23 protein-coding genes and 1 riboswitch are annotated in these 20,678 nt (G+C 37.0%); of the genes, 10 read left to right on the forward strand and 13 right to left on the reverse strand.

Annotation, left to right across the window (positions count from 1 at the left end):
- Positions 1 to 8 precede the first annotated feature (8 nt).
- Positions 9 to 1,589 (forward strand): lactate permease LctP family transporter, encoded by a 1,581-nt coding sequence (locus AC1D0Y_RS23275; RefSeq protein WP_025753004.1) that lies wholly within the window; start codon positions 9 to 11, stop codon positions 1,587 to 1,589.
- A gap of 96 nt (positions 1,590 to 1,685) precedes the next feature.
- Here the strand turns inward: AC1D0Y_RS23275 and AC1D0Y_RS23280 are convergent, their stop codons facing one another.
- Complete coding sequence (locus AC1D0Y_RS23280; protein ID WP_060745379.1) at positions 1,686 to 2,678, reverse strand: zinc-binding dehydrogenase; 993 nt, start codon at positions 2,676 to 2,678, stop codon at positions 1,686 to 1,688.
- A 416-nt stretch (positions 2,679 to 3,094) separates the two neighbouring features.
- Here AC1D0Y_RS23280 and AC1D0Y_RS23285 point away from each other — a divergent pair, with 416 nt between their 5' ends.
- A complete protein-coding gene (locus AC1D0Y_RS23285) occupies positions 3,095 to 3,625 on the forward strand; it encodes an IseA DL-endopeptidase inhibitor family protein (RefSeq protein WP_028410237.1) in 531 nt (176 codons plus the stop codon).
- A gap of 249 nt (positions 3,626 to 3,874) precedes the next feature.
- Here the strand turns inward: AC1D0Y_RS23285 and AC1D0Y_RS23290 are convergent, their stop codons facing one another.
- Positions 3,875 to 4,144 carry a hypothetical protein gene (locus tag AC1D0Y_RS23290; protein ID WP_028410236.1) on the reverse strand — a complete coding sequence of 90 codons (270 nt, stop codon included), beginning with the start codon at positions 4,142 to 4,144 and terminating at the stop codon, positions 3,875 to 3,877.
- Positions 4,145 to 4,271: 127 nt separating this feature from the next.
- On the opposite strand from AC1D0Y_RS23290, the gene AC1D0Y_RS23295 reads away from it, so the two are divergent.
- Entirely contained in the window at positions 4,272 to 5,414 is a 1,143-nt protein-coding gene (locus AC1D0Y_RS23295; protein ID WP_013081622.1) for an AI-2E family transporter, read from the forward strand.
- A gap of 35 nt (positions 5,415 to 5,449) precedes the next feature.
- Here the strand turns inward: AC1D0Y_RS23295 and AC1D0Y_RS23300 are convergent, their stop codons facing one another.
- A complete protein-coding gene (locus AC1D0Y_RS23300; RefSeq protein WP_025753011.1) occupies positions 5,450 to 5,845 on the reverse strand; it encodes an SET domain-containing protein in 396 nt (131 codons plus the stop codon).
- 335 nt (positions 5,846 to 6,180) lie between these two features.
- Here AC1D0Y_RS23300 and rarD point away from each other — a divergent pair, with 335 nt between their 5' ends.
- Both rarD and AC1D0Y_RS23310 read left to right on the forward strand, forming a co-directional pair.
- Positions 6,181 to 7,101 (forward strand): EamA family transporter RarD, encoded by a 921-nt coding sequence (gene rarD / locus AC1D0Y_RS23305; RefSeq protein WP_477707942.1) that lies wholly within the window; start codon positions 6,181 to 6,183, stop codon positions 7,099 to 7,101.
- A gap of 66 nt (positions 7,102 to 7,167) precedes the next feature.
- Positions 7,168 to 7,938 carry a TatD family hydrolase gene (locus AC1D0Y_RS23310; RefSeq protein WP_098966486.1) on the forward strand — a complete coding sequence of 257 codons (771 nt, stop codon included), beginning with the start codon at positions 7,168 to 7,170 and terminating at the stop codon, positions 7,936 to 7,938.
- 32 nt (positions 7,939 to 7,970) lie between these two features.
- On the opposite strand, the gene AC1D0Y_RS23315 is transcribed toward AC1D0Y_RS23310, so the two are convergent.
- On the reverse strand, positions 7,971 to 8,108 hold the full coding sequence (locus AC1D0Y_RS23315) for a lmo0937 family membrane protein (protein ID WP_013055244.1): 138 nt from the start codon (positions 8,106 to 8,108) through the stop codon (positions 7,971 to 7,973).
- Between the two features lie 194 nt (positions 8,109 to 8,302).
- Here AC1D0Y_RS23315 and AC1D0Y_RS23320 point away from each other — a divergent pair, with 194 nt between their 5' ends.
- A complete protein-coding gene (locus AC1D0Y_RS23320; RefSeq protein WP_060745375.1) occupies positions 8,303 to 8,746 on the forward strand; it encodes a YfmQ family protein in 444 nt (147 codons plus the stop codon).
- 142 nt (positions 8,747 to 8,888) lie between these two features.
- Positions 8,889 to 10,190, forward strand: coding sequence for a CitMHS family transporter (locus AC1D0Y_RS23325; protein WP_028410232.1), 1,302 nt, complete (start codon positions 8,889 to 8,891; stop codon positions 10,188 to 10,190).
- 311 nt (positions 10,191 to 10,501) lie between these two features.
- On the opposite strand, the gene AC1D0Y_RS23330 is transcribed toward AC1D0Y_RS23325, so the two are convergent.
- From AC1D0Y_RS23330 to AC1D0Y_RS23350, 5 genes are all read right to left on the reverse strand, one after another.
- A complete protein-coding gene (locus tag AC1D0Y_RS23330; protein ID WP_028410231.1) occupies positions 10,502 to 11,029 on the reverse strand; it encodes a GNAT family N-acetyltransferase in 528 nt (175 codons plus the stop codon).
- Between the two features lie 71 nt (positions 11,030 to 11,100).
- Positions 11,101 to 12,642 (reverse strand): nickel ABC transporter substrate-binding protein, encoded by a 1,542-nt coding sequence (gene nikA / locus AC1D0Y_RS23335; protein ID WP_098250138.1) that lies wholly within the window; start codon positions 12,640 to 12,642, stop codon positions 11,101 to 11,103.
- Between the two features lie 143 nt (positions 12,643 to 12,785).
- A riboswitch (cobalamin riboswitch) is annotated at positions 12,786 to 12,976 on the reverse strand.
- A 2-nt stretch (positions 12,977 to 12,978) separates the two neighbouring features.
- Positions 12,979 to 13,983 (reverse strand): cell division protein FtsZ, encoded by a 1,005-nt coding sequence (ftsZ, locus tag AC1D0Y_RS23340; protein ID WP_013055240.1) that lies wholly within the window; start codon positions 13,981 to 13,983, stop codon positions 12,979 to 12,981.
- A gap of 359 nt (positions 13,984 to 14,342) precedes the next feature.
- Positions 14,343 to 14,732: a tautomerase family protein gene (locus AC1D0Y_RS23345; RefSeq protein WP_060745373.1), complete on the reverse strand. Its 390-nt coding sequence runs from the start codon at positions 14,730 to 14,732 to the stop codon at positions 14,343 to 14,345.
- Between the two features lie 167 nt (positions 14,733 to 14,899).
- Positions 14,900 to 15,058 (reverse strand): hypothetical protein, encoded by a 159-nt coding sequence (locus AC1D0Y_RS23350; protein ID WP_014461742.1) that lies wholly within the window; start codon positions 15,056 to 15,058, stop codon positions 14,900 to 14,902.
- 260 nt (positions 15,059 to 15,318) lie between these two features.
- Here AC1D0Y_RS23350 and AC1D0Y_RS23355 point away from each other — a divergent pair, with 260 nt between their 5' ends.
- Positions 15,319 to 16,272 carry a TRM11 family SAM-dependent methyltransferase gene (locus AC1D0Y_RS23355; protein ID WP_060745372.1) on the forward strand — a complete coding sequence of 318 codons (954 nt, stop codon included), beginning with the start codon at positions 15,319 to 15,321 and terminating at the stop codon, positions 16,270 to 16,272.
- Between the two features lie 36 nt (positions 16,273 to 16,308).
- Here AC1D0Y_RS23355 and rluF read toward each other — a convergent pair whose 3' ends face one another.
- Positions 16,309 to 17,016, reverse strand: coding sequence for a 23S rRNA pseudouridine(2604) synthase RluF (gene rluF, locus AC1D0Y_RS23360; protein WP_025601719.1), 708 nt, complete (start codon positions 17,014 to 17,016; stop codon positions 16,309 to 16,311).
- Between the two features lie 339 nt (positions 17,017 to 17,355).
- Between rluF and AC1D0Y_RS23365 the strand changes: the two genes are divergently transcribed.
- Both AC1D0Y_RS23365 and AC1D0Y_RS23370 read left to right on the forward strand, forming a co-directional pair.
- The gene (locus tag AC1D0Y_RS23365) at positions 17,356 to 17,931 is read left to right on the forward strand and encodes a TetR/AcrR family transcriptional regulator (RefSeq protein ID WP_060745371.1); all 576 of its coding nucleotides are present in this window, start codon (positions 17,356 to 17,358) and stop codon (positions 17,929 to 17,931) included.
- A 21-nt stretch (positions 17,932 to 17,952) separates the two neighbouring features.
- Positions 17,953 to 19,389, forward strand: coding sequence for a DHA2 family efflux MFS transporter permease subunit (locus AC1D0Y_RS23370; RefSeq protein WP_060745370.1), 1,437 nt, complete (start codon positions 17,953 to 17,955; stop codon positions 19,387 to 19,389).
- A 59-nt stretch (positions 19,390 to 19,448) separates the two neighbouring features.
- Here AC1D0Y_RS23370 and AC1D0Y_RS23375 read toward each other — a convergent pair whose 3' ends face one another.
- From AC1D0Y_RS23375 to AC1D0Y_RS23385, 3 genes are all read right to left on the reverse strand, one after another.
- Positions 19,449 to 19,622 (reverse strand): hypothetical protein, encoded by a 174-nt coding sequence (locus AC1D0Y_RS23375; RefSeq protein WP_477707943.1) that lies wholly within the window; start codon positions 19,620 to 19,622, stop codon positions 19,449 to 19,451.
- 196 nt (positions 19,623 to 19,818) lie between these two features.
- The gene (locus AC1D0Y_RS23380) at positions 19,819 to 20,064 is read right to left on the reverse strand and encodes a hypothetical protein (RefSeq protein ID WP_060745368.1); all 246 of its coding nucleotides are present in this window, start codon (positions 20,062 to 20,064) and stop codon (positions 19,819 to 19,821) included.
- Positions 20,065 to 20,135: 71 nt separating this feature from the next.
- Positions 20,136 to 20,429 (reverse strand): hypothetical protein, encoded by a 294-nt coding sequence (locus tag AC1D0Y_RS23385; RefSeq protein ID WP_235593559.1) that lies wholly within the window; start codon positions 20,427 to 20,429, stop codon positions 20,136 to 20,138.
- Between the last annotated feature and the right edge of the window lie 249 nt (positions 20,430 to 20,678).

The raw sequence follows: 20,678 nt of genomic DNA on the forward strand, positions 1-20,678 counted from the left end.
AGAGGTGTATGAATATGACGTGGACTCAGGTATATAATCCGTTAGATAATATTTGGCTTTCTGCACTAATTGCACTCATCCCCATTATCTTTTTCTTTATTGCTTTAACTCTTTTGAAATTAAAAGGACATATTGCTGCCGGTATTACGGTGCTTCTTTCTATGATTATTGCTATTTATTTTTATGATATGCCTGCCTCAATGGTTTTAGGAGCCACAGGCTATGGGTTTCTGTATGCACTTTGGCCCATCAGCTATATTATTATCGGAGCGGTGTTCTTATACAAGCTAACTGTCAAAAGCGGACAGTTTACTACCATCAGACAATCTATTATTTCAATAACCGATGACCCCCGCTTGCAAATGCTGCTTGTTGCTTTTTCCTTTAATGCTTTTTTAGAAGGGGCAGCGGGATTTGGGGCTCCAATTGCCATTACAGCAGCGCTTTTAGTTGGACTTGGGTTCAAACCGTTAAAAGCAGCGGCGCTATGTTTAATTGCTAATACAGCTTCAGGAGCGTTTGGTGCCATGGGGATTCCTGTTATTGTCGCAGGACAAGTATCTGGCATAGATCCAAAAGAAATTGCTCATTTTCTCGGCACGCAGCTTCCAATTATTTCTTTTCTTATTCCTTTTTTACTTGTCTTTATTATGGATGGGATAAAAGGATTAAAAGACGTATGGAAAGCAACGAGCATCACAGCCGTTTCCTATGCACTGACACAGTATTTAACTGTTACATACATCGGCCCTGAACTTCCAAATATCACATCTTCTATTGTGAGTTTGCTTGCTCTTGCTTTTTATATTAAACGAACAAGCCCGGCAGCAGCTAAAAGCTTCAGCCTGTCACCAAAACAGATTTTAAAGGCTTGGTCTCCTTTTATTCTATTAACGATACTCGTTACGGCTTGGAGCATTTCTTTTGTCAAAATAATGCTTGAACATATGAACCTGCTTATTAACGTCCCATTTTTACACAATCACGTAATTAAAGCAGCGCCTTTAGTAAAAGATCCTACGCCTTACGCTGCTGTCTTAAAAATAGACGTATTTGCAGCAACAGGTACAGCAATTCTTATTGCTTGTATCCTTTCAGTTTTCTTGCTTAACGTATCGCCAAAAGTGGCATGGACCACTCTTTTAGAAACCGTAAAAGAATTATCAAGACCTATTATTACTATTATGATGGTCATTGCTTTTGCTTTTATTTCAAATTATTCAGGACAGTCTTCTACACTTGGATTGGCGCTTGCTACATCAGCTGCTTATTTTCCATTTTTATCTCCATTTCTTGGCTGGATCGGCGTATTTCTAACGGGGTCTGTCGTATCAAATAATGCGCTGTTCGGCAACTTGCAGCTAACTACAGCTCAGCAAATTAATGTCTTGCCAGTTATTCTCGTAGCGGCCAATACTGCCGGCGGCGTGATGGCTAAAATGCTTTCTCCTCAATCAATTGCCGTCGCTGCCGGAGCAGTGGGACTGGCTGGAAAAGAAGGTGAACTGTTTAAATACACGCTCAAATACAGCATGGGATTTTTGATACTAGGAGGGTTTGTTACTTTTTTATTGGCTTGGTGGTTATGATAAAAAAGCGCTAAAAAGCTGTTATTACCGTGTTTCTTTCATTTAAACAAACGTTTGATTATATAAAAAAGTCCCCAGTTAGCGCTGGGGGTTTTTTTATTCCGAAATAAGTAAACCTATGTTGCCAAATTGTTTCCCTTTATCTAATCGTTCGCAAGCTGCAACTGCCTCTGACAGCGGATAGAATCGATCGACGATTGGTTTAATTTGATATTTCTCTATAAAATCCATCATGTCCACGAATTCTTCCTGACTTCCCATAGACGTACCAAGTATGTTGAATTGAGGATAAAAAATGGTTCTCAGAGGTAATTCAACTTCATTTCCAGAACTTGCACCAAAGTTAACAATTCTTCCATTTGGCTTTAATATTTCAAAATAAGCAGGAAATAAAGCTGCCCCCACACTATCAAGTATGATGTCTACTTTTCTATTGTTGGTTTCTTCTTTTAGGATGCTTCCGCTATCTAATGCATAATTCGCTCCATGCTTTAGAGCTTGCTTTCTTTTTTCACCACTTCTAGAAGTGACTGTTACGTTAGCTCCGATAGCTTTTGCGAATAACAATCCATAGGTCGCGACTCCGCTTCCTATACCGGGAATAAGGAGGTGCTCTCCTTTTTTTAATTGGCCTTTTGTAAATAGAGCTCTATAAGCAGTTAAAGCGGATAATGAAAGAACTCCCGCCTGTTTCCAAGATAGATAAGATGGCTTTTGTACAACGTTATTCGCTTGTATGATTACATACTCTGCAAATGTTCCATGTGATGGACCGCCTAAAATTTCAGGTCTAAGTGGAACGTGTTCTACACAATCCCACTCTAGACTTGGATTAATAATTACTTCCATTCCTTTTTTTAAACCTTTTACGCTTTCTCCCAATTCTTCTATAATGCCTGCACCGTCTGAACCGGGGATAAACGGCTTATCTCCTTTGCCTCGATTATTCATAACGAATAAATCTCTCCGGTTTAAACCTGCTGTTTTTAGTCTTACTTTTACTTCTCCTCTTTGAGGGTGCACCTCCTGAAGATCTCTGTACTTCATGCCTGCTATTCCACTTTTTTCACTATGTATAATGCCTTTCATCATTTCGCCTCCTCTTAATCTACCCTACTAAAAAGCTGTAAATGGAAAAAGAAATATGCCTAAAAAAAGGAAAAAAACAGTTTTCATATTCACTTTTTCACCGTTTTATCTTTATTTTTCTGTATCGTAAAGGTATTAAGCTTCTTTTATTACATTTTTGTTACAAACAATCTTTTTGTAACAAAAAGATTAAAAAGTAGAGAGAAACGCCTGAAAACGTTGATAAATCAACATTTAACTGGTAATTCTCTTACTATGTCTAGTTTAGAAACTAGTAAAAAACTAAAAAAATTTAAGAAAAAAAGACAAAACACTTTCTTTTATTACAGATTTATTGTAATATAAATGTAACAAAAGAAATATAAAACACATAATTGTTACATAAATAAGGTTAATTAATTAGGAGTGAGTTAGAAATGAAAAAAATTGGACTAGTTTTATCATCAATCGCTATTTTCTTTACACTAAGCACTGGAGTTACAGCACAAACAACATCTACAACACTAACGGATGCAAATGCTGTCAAAATTGCAGCTAGTGCCAGCAATCATTTCTGGAGTGCTCTGCACGGTTATAAAAACAAACCATGTACAGAACGTACATTTGAATATAAAGGAACTGATTACGTGTATCTTTGCCCTGAATTTGATACAAAAGCTGAGCTATCAAGCTACTTATCTGAGACATTTACAAATAGTGCAGTAGAAAAAGGATTAACAAATTACGGCTATATCACATATAACGGCAAACTTGCACATCCAATCGGCGACGGATTCAGCATGTTAGAGTGGTCAAAAGCAAAAACAAAGCTTGTGTATCAGACAGCAACAGTTCGCTCTTATGAATTCACAGTTCCAACTGTAGATGGCGGCAGCGTAAAACGCACTGTCACATTCTATAAATCTAATTCTCAGTGGAAAGTAAATAAATTTGACGCTGTTCAATAATAAAAAAAGCAGGCCTGCTTGAGCAGACCTGCTTTTTTCTTTTTTTATCGATAACATAAATAAAACTTCTACTTACAGCGCTCTAATAGCTGTAAATAGAAGTTGAGATCACAAGTTTAAGTAAATCAAATTTTGTCGAATCCTGTAGAAACAGTGATAAGTTACGTTTTATATTACAGGCTAAATTGCTTATTGTCAACAAAATTCAGCAAAAAGATAGGGCAATATATTCAGAGCATAATAAAGACATTAACTTGGATTTTGTTCATGTTCCTCTGGGTTATCATGTACAGGATGAGCGCCCGGAAATAATCTTTGCGCTTTTTCATGAAGATTTTTGTTTTCATAATTAAATGCGCTATACGTTCGCTGCCCTTCTTCCCATGAAGTAGATTTCCCCAGTTTTTGATTAACAGGAGAACCGAAAGGACCGTCTGGAAATTCTTCAGCGGTTATATACTCATGGCTTTTTTCTACTGTAGAGAAATCATCATACGATGGTTGTTTGTCTTTTTTCAATGATTTCACCCCTTCTTTCTAGAAGATTTTCTACTAGTATGCACACTTCTTTGTAAAAAACCCTCTTAAATTAGTCTAAATCAGGGTATGATAACTATACATTTATTTTTAAAAGGAGTTGAACAGCTTGGAACCTAGACCTCAGAAAGGAACTTTTTTCCGAGAAAAAATCTTAAATAATAAATTTGTTGTATATACAATTATTATTTTTATTCTCAGCATGACTATTTTTTCGTTATCAAAAATCGGATTTATTTTAATTCCTATCTCTATTTTTATTAAAACAATCGCACTGCCGATTATCTTAGCAGGAATTTGCTTTTATTTATTTAATCCGCTTGTTGACTTTTTAGAACGAAAAGGTGTAAAACGAATTATTTCCATTCTTGTTTTATACATAGTGATTATCGGCGCATTAGCCATTATTATTTCATCGGTTATTCCGCCTCTAAAAAATCAAGTTGACCGTCTTATTGATAATATCCCAGAGCTGACGCATGACGTTCAGCATGCGGTGACGAACCTTTCGAATAACCGATATGTCGAACAAGGTCTTCAGTCGGCTAACACGGACCTAGATAAGATTTCAAAAGATGCATCAAAACACTTGAGTAAATATGTTTCTGGATTTTCAAGCGGTATTGTGAATTTTGTCGGCACCATTACAGAAATTATATTATCGGTTGCCGTTTTACCCTTTATTCTTTTTTACTTATTAAAAGATGGGAAAAATTTACCTAATTACATTGTAAAACTGCTTCCAAACCGCTCTCGTTCTGAAGCTAAATTCATTTTAGCCGACATGAACCACGCATTAAGCGCATATATTCGCGGGCAAATTTTTGTTGCGATTTGTATAGGTGTACTGCTTTTCATTGGCTATCTGATTATTGGGTTAGATTATGCATTACTTCTAGCGATTATCGCCATGGTAACCAACGTTGTGCCTTACCTTGGTCCTATTATCGCCATTATCCCAGCCATTATTATTGCGTTTATTACCTCTCCTTTCATGCTTGTAAAACTAGCCATTGTCTGGGCAGTTGTTCAATTGCTTGAAGGTAAAGTAATATCTCCGCAAATTATGGGAAGAAGCCTAGACATTCACCCGATTACAGTCATTTTTGTCATTCTAACCGCCGGAAACTTATTCGGAATCATCGGTATCATTTTAGCCGTCCCTGGATATGCCGTTTTAAAAGTTATTATTACGCATATTTACCAATTCATCCGTTTGAATTCGACTATGTATCCAGATAAAAAAGCATAATAAAAAGCCCATCGATTTTCGATGGGCTTACCTTTTTACTTTTGTTCTTCTTCATCTTCACGATCAAACCAAAGGAGCTCTTGATCATCTTCATCTCCATTATAGTTGATGAGAATTTCTTCTCCTGCTTGGATATCCGTATATGCATAAAAATCAAAGGTATGATTGTCAAAATTAATTTCATACGTAGCATTGGGTGTATACGAGTGATTAAACAGCATACCGTATCCCAAAAGAATAGCCGTATGATTCACTCCATATTCAAAAGCATAATCCGCTAGTGTTGTTTTCTCAATAAAATCATGCTCTTTATTAGGATAAGCGATAACAGGAGCTTCGTGAATAAGCGTTCCTTTTTTAATATCTTGCTTAGCAAATACACCTCTATTAAATTCTCCGTCGCTTATCGCAGACGCTTTTATTTCGATCATATTCGTCACCTATATATTCTTTCCTCTAAGATTTTTTTCTTCCTTAAGCTTGACAGTTTCTAATAGGGAAATCAACTGTTTTTCATAACCACTTGAATAAAAGCTGAAGGAGCGCTTATCATGCACACTTGTGTAAGCACTTACCTTGTTAGAAACACACAATTTGACTTTATTTTAGACATGGAAAAGCAATAACCTTGCGCATAGCGCTTTTTTGAGCCATTCAACATGTGAAGAATCGTTTTTCTCTGTGATATAATCGTTTATGCTGCTTTTTTATGTTAATCTATGACTCTTATTACCAAATTTATCTCATGTTAGAAGGAAGGTTTTAAATGAACTTAAATCATGACAAAGATGGTGTAACGTATGCAGTCCTTTCTTATCTTATGTGGGGGCTCACGCCAATTTATTGGAAGCTGGTTCACCACGTAGCACCAGGGGAGATTTTAGCTCAGCGCGTTTTTTGGTCTTTTATTTTTATGCTTATTCTTTTATTGATCACAAAGAAATGGTGTACATACATTACGTTTGTAAAAGAAATAATGAAAAAACCATCCTTATTCTGGTCCCTTTTTACTGCGTCTGTACTTATTAGTGCAAATTGGGGCATTTTTATGTGGGCTGTCATTGATGGAAAAATAGTAGAAGCGAGCCTTGGACAATATATTAACCCCCTAACAAGTGTTTTATTAGGTGTTATTGTCTTAAAAGAGAGATTAAGCGGGGCTCAAATTTTTGCATTTATACTAGCAGCGATCGGGGTATTAACACTCAGTCTTCATTATGGTGTGGTTCCTTGGATTTCGCTTAGTTTAGCTCTTACTTTCGGATTATATGGTTTGACAAAGAAAAAGATTAAAGCTGACTCAACAATCGGATTAACTCTTGAAACGATGGTCATCTCCCCTATTGCATTAGCATATATAAGCTACCTCACGTTTCAATCACACTTGCAGTTTTTTGATTCTTTTTCAACAAGTCTTTTATTAATGGGAAGTGGAATGGTCACAGCTTTACCACTCTTATTATTCACAAAAAGTGCTAAAAAAGTATCATTATCAATGCTTGGTATTCTTCAATATATTTCACCAACATTATCTCTGCTAGCAGGAGTGATTCTGTACCATGAATCGCTAACAAAAGCTCATGTTATTGCTTTTAGTTTTATTTGGTTAGCTCTTATTGTTTATACGTTTTCATCTATTGCTAAATGGGGGAACAAAAAACAAATAAGAAATAAAATGGAGGCCTAACAGAATCATACATTCTCTTACGTATTATTTCTAAACAAATTGGGCTGAAAGGAGCGAGCGATATTTATGAAACAAATCATTGACGCTCATATTCACCTCGATCAATATGAACCGAAAAGCTGGAAAGACATAGTAGAGAAGGATCCTTCGTTACAAGCGCTTATTTCTGTATCTTCCACATTACAGTCTTGCCAACTTAATCAAAAAATCAGCCAATTGTATTCTTGTGTGAAACCCGCCTACGGATTTCATCCTGAACAAATGCTGCCTTCTTCAAATGAATTAGCGGAGCTGTTTGCCTGGATTGATCGAAACAATGAAGAAATGATAGCTGTTGGTGAGGTAGGTCTACCTTATTACTTAAGTCAGACCTATACTCTTTCTCTAGATCCCTATTTGGAGCTGCTTGAAGCTTTTATTATTCATTCAAAAAAATGGGGAAAACCGTTAATTCTTCACGCTGTATATGAAGACGCTGAAATTGTGTGTGAATTACTAGAAAAACATTCCGTGTCTAAAGCTCACTTCCACTGGTTCAAAGGAGCTAAAAAAACCGTTGAACGAATGAAAAACAACGGTTACTATATTTCAGTTACACCTGATATTGTATATAAGCCTAAAATCCAAGCGCTTGCCATGGAATACCCTCTTGATTACTTGATGGTCGAAACAGATGGTCCGTGGCCATTTGAAGGACCTTTTCAAAACCAGATAACGGTTCCATCAATGATACATCAGTCCGTTGAGGAAATAGCACGTCTCAAAGGAGTTTCTGGAACGGAAGCATATGATTGTTTATATCAAAATACGTCTTGTTTTTATAATCTCTCCACATAAAAGGCCTTTCCCTAAGGAAAGGCCTTTTATATCTAAATTCGTTTCACAAGTTTTACGATTAGCACAATCACTGCAATGACAAGAAGAATGTGAATGATGCCGCCGCCAATATGAAAAACTAATCCTAATAACCAAAAAATAAATAAAAGTCCAATAATCGTCCACAACATAATTTTTTCTCCTTTTTTTATATGTAGTATTTGTTATAATTTTATATTTCCCTAAATGTGCATAAATAAACGCATTTCATATACATCTTTTCACTGAGGAAGGTTCACATAATGTACAAAAAGCAATCATGTTCTCTGTGGTAAAATAAGTATGTAATCTTATTTCATTTAAACTATAGCGGAGATGATTAACTATGACATGGATTGTATTACTTTCCATCATTCTTGTAAGTGCACTCAAAATATTAATAACGTGTCTTCCAACTCCAGTGGTCAAATGGCTTATGACTAAATTTCAATTACACCCAACACTTGATGACCAAAACGTTACTGTCACAGTTGATGGGAAACATTTAGAAGGCAAAGACAAAATGCAAGTGATTGATTATTTTAATAAAGCAACCTTTTTAAAACAATATTATGTCCATGAAGGAAATAAGGACTATTATAAACACCTAGAAGACAGTGAAACTCCACTGGTTATCGATACGAAAAAAGGAAAAAAAGATGTTCGATTATGCTTATACAGTTATGATGATCATGTCGATGTCGTAAAACAGTATAAAAAGAAAATTATTGCTTACAGCCTGCTGTCTGATCACCTTCAAAAGCAGTCCATAACAGCTGACCTAGCTTAAACCAGTCGCCTATAAGGCGGCTTTTTTAGCTTTTAGTTTTAGTTTGAAGCTATCTTATTTAAAAATACCAAACTTTAACAGTAATTCTAATGCTATAATGAAAATTAATAGAATTTTCTAACTTTTTAAGAGGTGATGGATAATGCTTTCTTTGTTAGGGTTTGGAATGATTGCGACTTTTCTATTTCTTGTCATCAGTAAACGCTTGTCCGTGGTTGTTGCTTTTATTTTTGTCGCTATCCTCTTTGGTATAATTGGAGGTTTTAGTGCTGATATGGGCGATATGATGATGAATGGTATTTTAAAAGTAGCTCCTACGGCCATTATGATCGTTTTTGCTATTTTATATTTTGGACTAATGATTGACGTCGGTTTATTTGATCCTATGATTTCTCGTATCCTAAACATTGTGAAAGGCGATCCTTTAAAAGTCGTAATGGCAACTGCCGTTATTACAATGCTTGTTGGCTTGGACGGAGACGGCTCTTCTACATTTTTAATTACAGTTTCCGCCTTGCTTCCTTTGTACACAAAACTGGGAATGAACCGACTAATACTGGCTTGTGTTATTAGTTTAAGCGCAGGTGTTATGAATATGATTCCTTGGGGAGGTCCTCTCGTAAGAGCCGCAGCAAGTTTGCAATTAGAAGTATCAGATCTATTTAATCCTCTTATTCCAGCTATGGCAGCGGGATTGATGTGGACTTTATTTTCAGCATATCTACTCGGAAAGAGAGAAAAAGCGCGCTTAGGAACTATTCATTTAAAAGGTGCATCAATGGCATTTGCTGAACAGCTTTCAGTTCATGAGACCCCTGGGAAGCCACCTAGACTCTTTTGGTTTAATGCCTTATTGACACTGTGCTTAATGACTCTCTTGATCATAGACATACTCCCTATTCCAATTTTATTTGCTATTGCTTTTGCCATTGCTTTATTTGTTAATTTTCCTCATCCAAAAGAACAGCAGGAAAGAATCTTAAGTCATGCAAACAGCTTTGTAATGGTTAGTACGTTGGTTTTTGCAGCCGGAATCTTTACAGGCGTTTTTACAGAAACAAAAATGATGGATGCCATGGCTAATACCATTGTCAGCCTCACTCCTGAATGGCTGGGCTCTCACCTTCCCTTAGTTGTAGCAATAACGAGCCTTCCTCTTAGCTTTGTATTTTCACCTGATGCTTATTATTTTGGCATTTTACCTGTTATTAGCCATACAGCAGCTAATTTTGGTGTAGACCCTGTAGAAATAGGACGAGCAGCTTTATTGGGACATTCCACAACTGGGTTTCCCCTATCTCCTTTAGTACCCGCTACTTTCATTCTGATTGGGCTGGTTGAAGTAGATTTCGGGGAGCATCAAAAGTTTCTTTTCAAGTGGGCCTTTGGGACAACTATTGTGATGACAATTACAGCCATTTTAACGAATGCTATCTCCCTTTAGACTCTACCATAAAAAAGGAAGCCGACTACCATAAGGCAATCGGCTCACACATGTAGGATATTGATTTAACACTAACAAAGTACAACACAACACTAGTAATTATATAATATATTTCATTATTTTGAAAGCGATTTCATATATATTTTTAAAAATATTTTGTTATTTGTTTTTCATAGAAAAAAACCACGTTTCAGCCAATTCGAAACGTGGTTCTTTTCTGTAAGGACTTGCCCTACAGGCTATAAATGTAAGTAAGCTCATTATAGCATGAGCTCTTATCTAGATTCTATGGTAATTACTGTATAATATCGTTACATTACGACCGGTTGTATTTTTCTGTCCATGTGCAGCGTATTCCATGGCTCATCCTGTTCAGCAAGCCTTTCGATAAAATCTTGTGAAGTCCAGAATGGAATAGCCCCCGGTAAAAAAGGATGAGTATGCAGATACAACGTGTCATAAAAATGACTTTGAGCAAATTGTTCCACTGCCTTTAACAGCTGCTGTCCAATGCCTAGACGCCGATATGCTGGATCGACATAGCATTTTACAATCTCGGCTGCAGTTTTATGTTCATATCGCTTTTTTAATGCATGAAACCTTCCATCGTAAGCGTATAAACCAATTGTTCCAATTACTTGTTGATTTTCCGTGACAGCTGCAAAAAAAGCAGCGCCTTTCGCTTGAACATAATATTTATTAAAATGAAGCAAATCCACAGGAAGCTGATTTTTTTCCATCATAGGAAATAGCTCATTCCGCATATTCATGACAAACTGAATCACTTCCGCATCCTTTTCTTTTACTTCTTTAATTTGATACGTTTGTACTTCTTGCACGTTTACTGTCACATCCTTTTATCTATCATTGTATACTTTCTCGTTTTCCTATAGGAACAACACAAGATTGACTATGGCGTTACGTCTAAATGCTGAGTCAGCATATAATACTCGCTTGGATTTGTGGTCCAGTTTTTCACTTTTTGATTATAAGCAACAACAATGTTTGGATGTACAATCGATGACGTCAGCATTTCCTCATTAATCAAAGCGGTTGCTTGCTTAGCTAACTGATCTCGCTTTGCGTCATCTACTGTTGAATTTAACTGTTCTATCATTTTTGTTAGCTTATCGTCATCAATCCGGCTGGCATTTAAACCACCGCCCGGCAAATAGTTCGTACTTAAATAATAGCTTGCATCTCCTCTAGGTGCAGTGATAAGACTGTACAGTGCTAAATCCCAATCGTCTTTTGCCATTACATATTCATCGCTGTCCTCAACGAGATGAATCTTAATAGTAATTCCTAACTCTTTGGCATTAGACTGTATAAGCTGAGCAATCAAAGGAAGTTCTGGTAGAGAGCTGTATGTGACAAGAGAGAGCGATAGTGGCTTTCCATTTTTCATTGGTTTGTCATTTTTGATTTGATAGCCTGCTTTCTCTAAATATTTTTTAGCAGATGGCATACCTCTTTGCTCATTAGCATTATTATCAGCAAAAGGAAATTGAGGTAAAAATGGACCTCGAGCTGCTGCCGCTTGATTGTTCATGATGCTGCTGACAATTTCTTTTCGGTTCAGTAAGGTATCGATAGCTTTTCTTACATTTTCGTCTTTTAATGCGTCATTGGTTTGATTATAAAGTAATAAATGTGTACGCACACTGGGTACTCCACTTACCTTAAAAGACGGATCTGTTTGTAAAGTGCCCAAACTTTCTAAAGGCGGGCGATAAATAATATCCGCTGTTCCGGACTGAAGAGCCGCAACGCGCGCATTAGCATCTTCGTTAAATGCAAAGATCGCATTTTTTAATTTTACTTTCCCATTCCAATAATGTTCATATCTTTCTAACTTCACTTGATTTCCTTGATCGAAAGTCAAAACTTGAAATGGACCTGTGCCAATAGGCTTCTTAGCTATATTAGAAACATCAACATCTATAATAGCTGTGTTTGGATGTACTAACTCAGAAGGAAATTTAGGCATTGGTTCTTTTAATGTAATTGTCAGCGCATGACCGTTCGCTTTCATTTCTTTAATATTTAAAGCGTTTTTCATCGCATAACTTTGATCTATCGTTCTTTGAAGAGAAGACTTAACGGCATTTGCATCTAGTGCTTTACCATTTTGAAACGTAATATTCTTTCTTATCGTAAATGTCCACGTAAGACCGTTATCTTCCGTTTTCCACTTTTCAGCAAGCCAGGGCTTTATTTTTAAATCATTGCTGATTTTAACAAGCGTCTCCCCTACTCCCGCACGAACTGCTGTATAATTATCATCCGTATGAGGATCAAGTGTTGCAGATGTAAAATTAAATAAAAACGTCACACTTTTATCCGTTTTCTTTTTTTCTTTTATACTTATGCTCTCTTCATTAGGAGCACAAGCAGTGAGGCAAAGTAACACAAGAAATATCATAGATACGAGTTTTTTATTATTTATCATTGATTTTTCCACCTTCTATTTTAATACAAAAAAAAAGCACTTCTAAAAAGAAGTGCTTGTCTTCAATACAAATTCAGATAAACGTATCCCTTGTTTATCTTATTTTTGATTCTGCCAAAACACCTCCCTATCCTCGTAGGTTATTGTGTGCTGCGATTTATGGCAGGTCTCCTGGCTTCAAGTCATTGCCTTATACCGCCTTCCCGTCTCTAAATAGACAGTGGCTTTTTGACATAAGGCTCCTTGTTACAGTGGCGGGACCGCTCCGGATTTGCACCGGATTCCCTTTTAAGGCAATTGAAAAACAATTGCCACCATAAAAGCTGGTTATTTAATTTAGTAGCGTGCTCTTGAAACTCTAGAAGTAGAAGCTGATGGTGAAACATCTTCATCATCAAATCCAGTGGCAATAACGGTTACCATCATTTCGTCCTTTAAATCTTCATTAATCACGGACCCAAAAATCATATTTAAGTCCTGATCAGAAGCAGACGTGACAATATCTGCTGCTTCCTGTACTTCGTAAAGACTCAAGCTGCTGCCGCTCGTAATGTTCAACAGCACGCCTCTTGCTCCATCAATCGATGCATCTAGCAGCGGACTAGAAATCGCTTTTTTCGCCGCTTCAATTGCCCGGTCTGATCCAGAAGCTCGTCCGATACCCATAAGCGCAAATCCTTGATTAGACATGATTGTTTTTACATCAGCAAAGTCAAGGTTAATCAGCCCCGGAACAGCGATTAAATCTGAAATACCTTGAATACCTTGGCGAAGAACATTATCTGCTTCACGGAATGCTTCAAGCATAGGCGTCTTTTTATCGACAATTTCAAGCAAGCGGTCGTTTGGAATCACAATAAGGGTATCTACCGATTCATTCATCGCAGTAATACCGCCTACTGCTTGCTTCGTACGTTTATTTCCTTCAAACTTGAATGGGCGAGTGACTACTCCAATTGTTAAAGCATTTAGTTCACGGGCAATTTGGGCAATAACTGGGGCTGCTCCAGTACCGGTTCCTCCACCCATGCCAGCTGTTACGAATACCATGTCTGCGCCTTGCAGTACTTCTTGAATTTGTTCTCTGCTTTCTTCGGCTGCTTCTCTTCCCACTTCTGGATTAGCTCCTGCACCTAATCCTCGCGTTAATGCCGCACCAATCTGCATTTTTACATCTGCTTTAGATAAGTTAAGCGCCTGAGCATCCGTATTAACGGCAATAAATTCTACTCCTTGTACACCGTGTTCAATCATACGGTTAACGGTGTTATTTCCTCCACCGCCGACTCCAATTACTTTAATTCGCACTAGTGGCGATACATCTGCATCAAATCCAAACATTCTAAGTTCCTCCTCAATGATCAAAATTACTTTCTCTTCTTATCCGAAAAAACACGTGAAGAACCTTTTACTCCTATGTTTAACGCGTAACTGTTCTTTTGTTTTACAGATTTTATACATTTCTCTTTTAACCTTCAAATCTTTACATCTTTATGTAAATTTATTGTTGTTCTAAAATTAGTACGCCGAACTCTTTTATGGCTTTTCCACTCAAAACGGCATATAAGCTTATTGTATCATTCATTTGACAGATGTCTGTATTTAATTTTGAGTAAGATGTGACTAAGAGAATAATATTTTTAGAGACAAAATGAGAAAAAGCCCTTAGAAATAAGGGCTTCTCTAGATAATAAACCGTTTTATAATTTCCCAGTTAAGAATTGAGCCTCTCCCATGCCAAAGCTCCAGTCAGCATTATCGTTTTCAACAATCGAAATCATAATGTCGTTTGGCTGAATGCCGCAGCTCTCTCCAAGCTCTTTTACAATTAATCTGTAAAGAGCTTGCTTTTGCTCTTCTGTTCGCTGTTTACTCGTTACACTTATAATAACCAAATCCTTGCTTCTCTCAAAGCCAAGACCTGTATCTTCAATAATCATTTCATGAGCAGGATGCTGATGTACAATTTGATAACGGTCTCGCTCCGGGACGCCAAAGGCTTCTAGCATCGCTCGGTGAGCAGCGTCTAGCAATGTTTTTAACTCTTTTTCATCTCTTCCTTCTATTACATCAAATCTAAGTAATGGCATACTAAGTAACCTCCAGCTTTTTGTCTAATATATTATTGCCTCATCATATCACAACTATCATTTGTAAAAAAAAGATATGCTATTCACAATATGCTCTCTAGTGAAAGAGACCTCAAATGCTTCAATAAAAGCTGAACCTAACAAAAAGAAATGAGCAGCATAACGGCTCATTTCATTAGTATAAAAACATTTATAATAAGAGCTAAAATACATACAGATACAATGGCAATGAGTACGTTCATCACAAGGTTTTGCGAGGATGTTTTGGCTTGTTTTTTCATATCAGCCCGACTCATCTGTTGCTTTTCATGATCACTTTTAGACATCACGTAGCCTCTCCTATTCATCAAAATGTCAGCAGTGTGTAAATGATTTTTGAGAAACCTTGATCCAGTTCTTTTGTATAGACAGCAGCACATGCAGGTTATCACCAGTTATTTTAGCATGTTTTGTCAAATAAGTGGACTATGTAGCGCTTCAATTTATTATTCACAGCCAAATATATTTAAATTCGTTGCTTTTCTCTTCTTTTCTCGCTATTGTTTGAGAAGAAGGATAATTAGATACGATAAAGGATGATACGATATTGAATAACCATACGCAGCTGCCTCAGTATATCTACACATACGCATGCAGCGAAGAGGAACTCTCACTATGTCAATTAGAGAGACGCTCTCTTTTTGAAATTGAAACTGAGAAACCTATCATAAAAAGTGCTGTTAAACTTGATCCAAGCAGAAGCCCTTTTATCAAAGAGCGATTAGATATTATGTATGAATCAGATGACCTTGCAGATATTTGTAAGCAAGTAGAAGATATTGACCTCGGAGACAAAACATTTAAACTCATTTTTATGAAAATTAATGACTTGGAAAAAGATCAAAAAATAAGTTATAAAGGTCAGCGTGCTATTGAACGTGATGTGGGTTGGCATTTTGTAGCAGAAGCAGACTTGCATAACCCTGACCACTTTTTTGGCATTGTTCCATTTGAAGGACGCTGGTATTTTGGGAAATATCAAAAAAGCGAAGCGGTATGGCTGCATCATTTGAAAAAACCGCGTGAATACTCTACAGCACTCAGTACCCGCCTTGCAAGAGCTGTAGCTAACATTGCCGTTCCAAACCCCGAAGGAATGAAAGCGATTGATCCATGCTGCGGTATTGGTACAGTCCTTGTAGAAGCCCTTTCAATGGGTATTGATATTGTAGGACGCGATATCAATCCACTTGTGACCGACGGATCTCGTGAAAATATTGCGCATTTCGGCTTAAGCGGTGATGTCAAAACTGGACCGATTTCAGATGTTACAACTCACTATGATGTAGCTATCATCGACATGCCTTACAATCTCTACACCCACGCGACGCCTGAAGATCAGCTTTCTATTTTAAAACACGCGCGCCGCTTTGCGGATAAAGTAGTCGTGATTACAGTAGATACGATTGACCATATGATTCATGAAGCGGGCTTTTCTATTTCAGATCGCTGCGTAGCGCGCAAAAGCGTATTTTCTAGACAAGTAGTTGTATGCGAATAAAAAAGACACCAGTCTAACAGGCTGGTGTCTTTTGATTTACCACTCTTTAGGTTCATAGTCTAATTCTTTGAATAGCTGCGTACGCTCTTTTTTCGTTAAATCTCTCCATTGCCCAACAGGTAAGTTGTTTAAATGGATATTCATAATACGCGTGCGCTGAAGGCGGTACACTTCATATCCGAGCACTTCACACATACGGCGAATTTGACGATTTAAACCCTGTGTTAAAATAATTTGAAACTCATACTTAGACAGCTGTGTCACTTCACAAGGAAGCGTTTTTGTGCCTAAAATTTTCACTCCCTCAGACATGTTTTTGATAAACTCTGGTGTAATTGGCTTATCTACTGCCACAATATATTCTTTTTCATGCTTGTTTTCTGCACGTAAAATTTCATTAATAATATCGCCGTCATTTGTAAGTAAAATTAAGCCGTCTGAATCCTTATCAAGTCGTCCAACGTGGTGAATACGCAAAGGGTGATTGACTAAATCAATGATGTTTCCCTTTACTTTTTTTTCACTCGTACTTGTAATGCCGACTGGTTTATTAAGCGCAATATATACATTATTTCGAGCAATCCGAAGCTGTTGGCCGCTTACTCGAATATCATCGCCTGGCTTAACTTGATCTCCGACTTTTGCAACCTTTCCATTAACGGTTACTCTTCCTTCACTAATTAACTTATCTGCCCCGCGTCTTGACGCCTTTCCAGATTCGCTAATAAATTTATTCAGTCTCAGGTGAATCACAACCTTACATTTAAAAATTTTAAAATTTGTCTCTTCTATTAGAAACAGACATATGCCAATTTCTATACCGTCCCTATCGTAACATGCTATACGCTTCTCGTCTTCTTTTAATTTCATTACTTAATCATATTTTTTTAACAGTAATAGAAGTATAGGTCCAAAATACTTTGTAACCTTATTCTTAACATTTCAATCAATGCTTACACCTGCGAAACTTGCATCAATCTTCACTTATATACAAGGCCTAGACGTCTGGATTGACTGATCAGTATAGAGTTGCTACCATTATACTGACCGATCAATTAGTAATTATATCAGGGAGCTGTTTTCATGGAACCAACCAATTCAAAAGAAAAAATTTTAAGCGCAGCGGCTAAACTTTTTCGCAAAAAAGGCTATCACGCCACCAGTCTAAGTCAAATTACAAAAGAAAGCAGGGCTCCGAGAGGATCTATTTATTATTATTTTCCGGATGGAAAACAACAGTTAGCAAAAGAAGCTATTCAAAAAACGGGAGAAAGAGTCAAAGCTTATATCGAAAAATCCCTCGCTTCTCATGAAGATGCCGCGTCAGCTATTCAATATCATATAAAACTGATGGCTGATCGAATGTTTGAGCAAGTGGAAAATGAAGCGGATATCTCTCTCGCTGCTATGTCGAGTGAAGTATGGTCATCAAACGAAACGCTTCGTATGGCCTGTGAAGCCGTGTATAACGAGTGGGAGCAAGTTTATGCAGATAAGTTAGTTTGTTCAGGTTATGAACAAGAAGAAGCAAGACAGCTAGGTTCAGCTATACAGTCTTGGATTGAAGGTGCTTATACTCTTTCATTAACTAAAAATAGTACAGTCCCTATGCAAATTGCAGCTGACCAAATTGGCAAGCTGTTTGCAAACAAAAATTAATTTAGTAAAAGGAGGTCACTTATGACACAAACAGAAGAAAAAATGAGTACACAAAGTAAGCTTATCCTTTTCATTTTGATTCTTGGGAATTTTTTATGCTTAATTAGTGAAACGGTAATGAACGTGGCCTTGCCAAGTATCATTTCAGATTTTCACATTAGAACGAGCTCAGCTCAGTGGTTAACTACCGGATATATGCTTGTAATCGGCATCTCTGTTCCGGTGTCTGCTTTCTTAATTCAACGATTCACATTAAGACAGCTGTTTGTGACGGCTATGAGCTTTTACTTAATTGGGTCCTTCATTGGATTTATTACTCCATGGTTTTCTCTGCTTTTTGCGGGCCGTATGATTCAAGCATTAGGGACAGGCATTATTTTACCTCTTGTGATGAGCACAATGTTAACACTCGTGCCTGTTAGCAAACGCGGCACCGTAATGGGGATTTTTAGCGTAGCTATTTTATTTGCACCGGCAATAGGACCGGTTCTTTCAGGATTAATTATTCAATATTATTCGTGGCAAATTATATTTCTAGGTCTTTTAATTGCAGCGGCGCTTATTTTCCTATTTGCTCTCTTTAAGCTCAGTAACGTTTCTGAAACATCTAGACCAACAATTCATATGCCATCTGTGTTTCTTTCTACAATTGGGTTTGGAGGAGTTGTTTATGGATTTAGCGCAGCTGGTGAAGAGACGGGATGGAGTAATCCTATCGTATGGCTTACGCTCATAATTGGCGTCATAGCTCTTGCTTTATTTGTCAGACAGCAAAGCAAGCTGAATTCTCCTATGATTAATATGAAGCCTTTTAGATCGTCTGTGTTTTCAAGATCGATTTTCTTAATGTTTCTTATTATGATGATTCAGTTTTCAATGATGTTAATTTTGCCGCTATACTTCCAAACGGCTGCGGGACTGTCTCCTTTGCAAACAGGGTTTCTTATGCTTCCTGGCGGCGTAACGCTGGCTCTAACAGCTATGGTGGGAGGACGTTTGTTTGACAAAATCGGATTTAAACCGCTGCTTTTAACGGGCTTAGTCCTTTTAACAATTATCTTAAGTTTGTTCACTACTATTTCAAGCGGAACAAGCACGACGACTGCAGCCATCTTATACGCAGCCTTTACAATTGGCGTAGGTTTAAGCATCGGTCCCGTGATGACGCTTGCTTTAAATCAAGTGCCAAAACCGCTTCATGCCCACGGTTCAGCTATTTCAAATACGATTAACCAAGTTTCAGGCGCGATTGGACCCGCTTTGTATACAAGTATTATGACCATGGCTTCTCAGCACTTTATTCAACAATCAAGCGAAACGAATAAAACGCTGTTACAAATAAAAAGTATGACAAGCGGGGTTCATACCGTCTATTATGTAGCCATCGCTTTCGCCGTCGTTTCGTTCCTGCTCGCTCTTACGTTAAAGAAAAGAGATCAGCATCTTGAAACACAATAAATAAGAAACTGATAAGAAGAGCTGCTCACTGGTTGAGCAGCTCTTGTTACATGCAGAATTTATATTACAAATGTAAAAGCAATCATAGATACTATTAAAACAAGGATAACAATACTTTTCTTTTTTTCTGTCTTCCATGCTTCAACAGCGCCCACGATACCACCAATAGCTAAAATAAAAGTACCTATAACGTGGAGAGGCAGCAGAGATAATACTCTACCTAAACTCGCCATCACTCCTCCAATCAATATAAATCCTGTTGTTACAATAGATTTTAAAGATATTAAGTCTCGTATCGCTTCTTTTTTTTCAGTTTTACTCAGTTTAAAGTACTATACTAAAAACAGCGGGTGTTCCCCATAAAATAAAGAAGCTAATCAATCTATCCGTGTCTACACTCACTATTCATTCACCGCCTTTATCAATCCCTTATGAACTCTTCCTAACCCGTTTTTTAGAAATAAAAAAAGCGGCTGTAGCTGCTAAAACGGGAATTACAAAAGCAAAGCTATGTAAATGACTGCCAAATATTACTTTACTTGATAAACCTTCAATTGAATTCCACATATCCGCGCTTTCTGGAACATACAAAAGCGTAAGAATCATGCCTGATAGCAGTTGAAAGCTACCTAGCAACACAATGAAGCTAATGATAAATAGTCCATATCTCTTCAATGAAATCTCCCCCTTGGTTTATATACGATTTCACACCTTTCAAGTTCCACTATTTAACAAAAAACTTTCTATTACTCTTGCTTTAAGGATCCTCCAAAAGAAAATTGATGGTAGTCATCAAGCTTATTCCAATACCCTATGCACTTTACGTCGGGCTCATCAATACCTAACGCTTCTTTATTAGTTCCTTTATAAGGAATAAATGCCGTTAACTTCACCTTTTGTTTTGGCCTGATATTTAATTTATTTCTTTCTGTTAACACCTTAAATTTATTATCAGAATAACCGTTTTTCATTTTTAAAGGATACGATAAAAATACATTATTTTGTTTGATGGTCAAATCGCTCTTGTTTACTAATTCCATTTCATATGAAATCCCTTGCTTCATTTTTTGTTCTTTGATTACGTTAATACTTATCTTTGCTAGTTCTCTTAAAGGAACGTTGTCTTCTTCTTTTGAACACCCTGCAAATAAGATGGCTACCGCTATAATAAAACAAGAATTCCTAACTTTCTATTCAAAAAACAATCCCCTCTCTAATAACAAAGGTTATTTTACAATTATAACTAAAAATAGTTATTTAATGGTAAAAATACAATTAAAAAAGCAAAC

Source organism: Priestia sp. P1_B12_1 (assembly GCF_056406695.1).

What these genes read in the sequence shown, in the direction of transcription:
- AC1D0Y_RS23275 (WP_025753004.1), top strand. Translation starts at nt 9, where the DNA reads ATGAATATGACGTGGACTCAGGTATATAATCCGTTAGATAATATTTGG.
- AC1D0Y_RS23280 (WP_060745379.1), bottom strand. Translation starts at nt 2,678, where the DNA reads ATGAAAGGCATTATACATAGTGAAAAAAGTGGAATAGCAGGCATGAAG.
- AC1D0Y_RS23285 (WP_028410237.1), top strand. Translation starts at nt 3,095, where the DNA reads ATGAAAAAAATTGGACTAGTTTTATCATCAATCGCTATTTTCTTTACA.
- AC1D0Y_RS23300 (WP_025753011.1), bottom strand. Translation starts at nt 5,845, where the DNA reads ATGATCGAAATAAAAGCGTCTGCGATAAGCGACGGAGAATTTAATAGA.
- rarD (WP_477707942.1), top strand. Translation starts at nt 6,181, where the DNA reads ATGAACTTAAATCATGACAAAGATGGTGTAACGTATGCAGTCCTTTCT.
- AC1D0Y_RS23310 (WP_098966486.1), top strand. Translation starts at nt 7,168, where the DNA reads ATGAAACAAATCATTGACGCTCATATTCACCTCGATCAATATGAACCG.
- AC1D0Y_RS23315 (WP_013055244.1), bottom strand. Translation starts at nt 8,108, where the DNA reads ATGTTGTGGACGATTATTGGACTTTTATTTATTTTTTGGTTATTAGGA.
- AC1D0Y_RS23320 (WP_060745375.1), top strand. Translation starts at nt 8,303, where the DNA reads ATGACATGGATTGTATTACTTTCCATCATTCTTGTAAGTGCACTCAAA.
- AC1D0Y_RS23325 (WP_028410232.1), top strand. Translation starts at nt 8,889, where the DNA reads ATGCTTTCTTTGTTAGGGTTTGGAATGATTGCGACTTTTCTATTTCTT.
- nikA (WP_098250138.1), bottom strand. Translation starts at nt 12,642, where the DNA reads ATGATAAATAATAAAAAACTCGTATCTATGATATTTCTTGTGTTACTT.
- ftsZ (WP_013055240.1), bottom strand. Translation starts at nt 13,983, where the DNA reads ATGTTTGGATTTGATGCAGATGTATCGCCACTAGTGCGAATTAAAGTA.
- AC1D0Y_RS23345 (WP_060745373.1), bottom strand. Translation starts at nt 14,732, where the DNA reads ATGCCATTACTTAGATTTGATGTAATAGAAGGAAGAGATGAAAAAGAG.
- AC1D0Y_RS23350 (WP_014461742.1), bottom strand. Translation starts at nt 15,058, where the DNA reads ATGTCTAAAAGTGATCATGAAAAGCAACAGATGAGTCGGGCTGATATG.
- AC1D0Y_RS23365 (WP_060745371.1), top strand. Translation starts at nt 17,356, where the DNA reads ATGGAACCAACCAATTCAAAAGAAAAAATTTTAAGCGCAGCGGCTAAA.
- AC1D0Y_RS23370 (WP_060745370.1), top strand. Translation starts at nt 17,953, where the DNA reads ATGACACAAACAGAAGAAAAAATGAGTACACAAAGTAAGCTTATCCTT.
- AC1D0Y_RS23375 (WP_477707943.1), bottom strand. Translation starts at nt 19,622, where the DNA reads ATGGCGAGTTTAGGTAGAGTATTATCTCTGCTGCCTCTCCACGTTATA.
- AC1D0Y_RS23385 (WP_235593559.1), bottom strand. Translation starts at nt 20,429, where the DNA reads ATGGAATTAGTAAACAAGAGCGATTTGACCATCAAACAAAATAATGTA.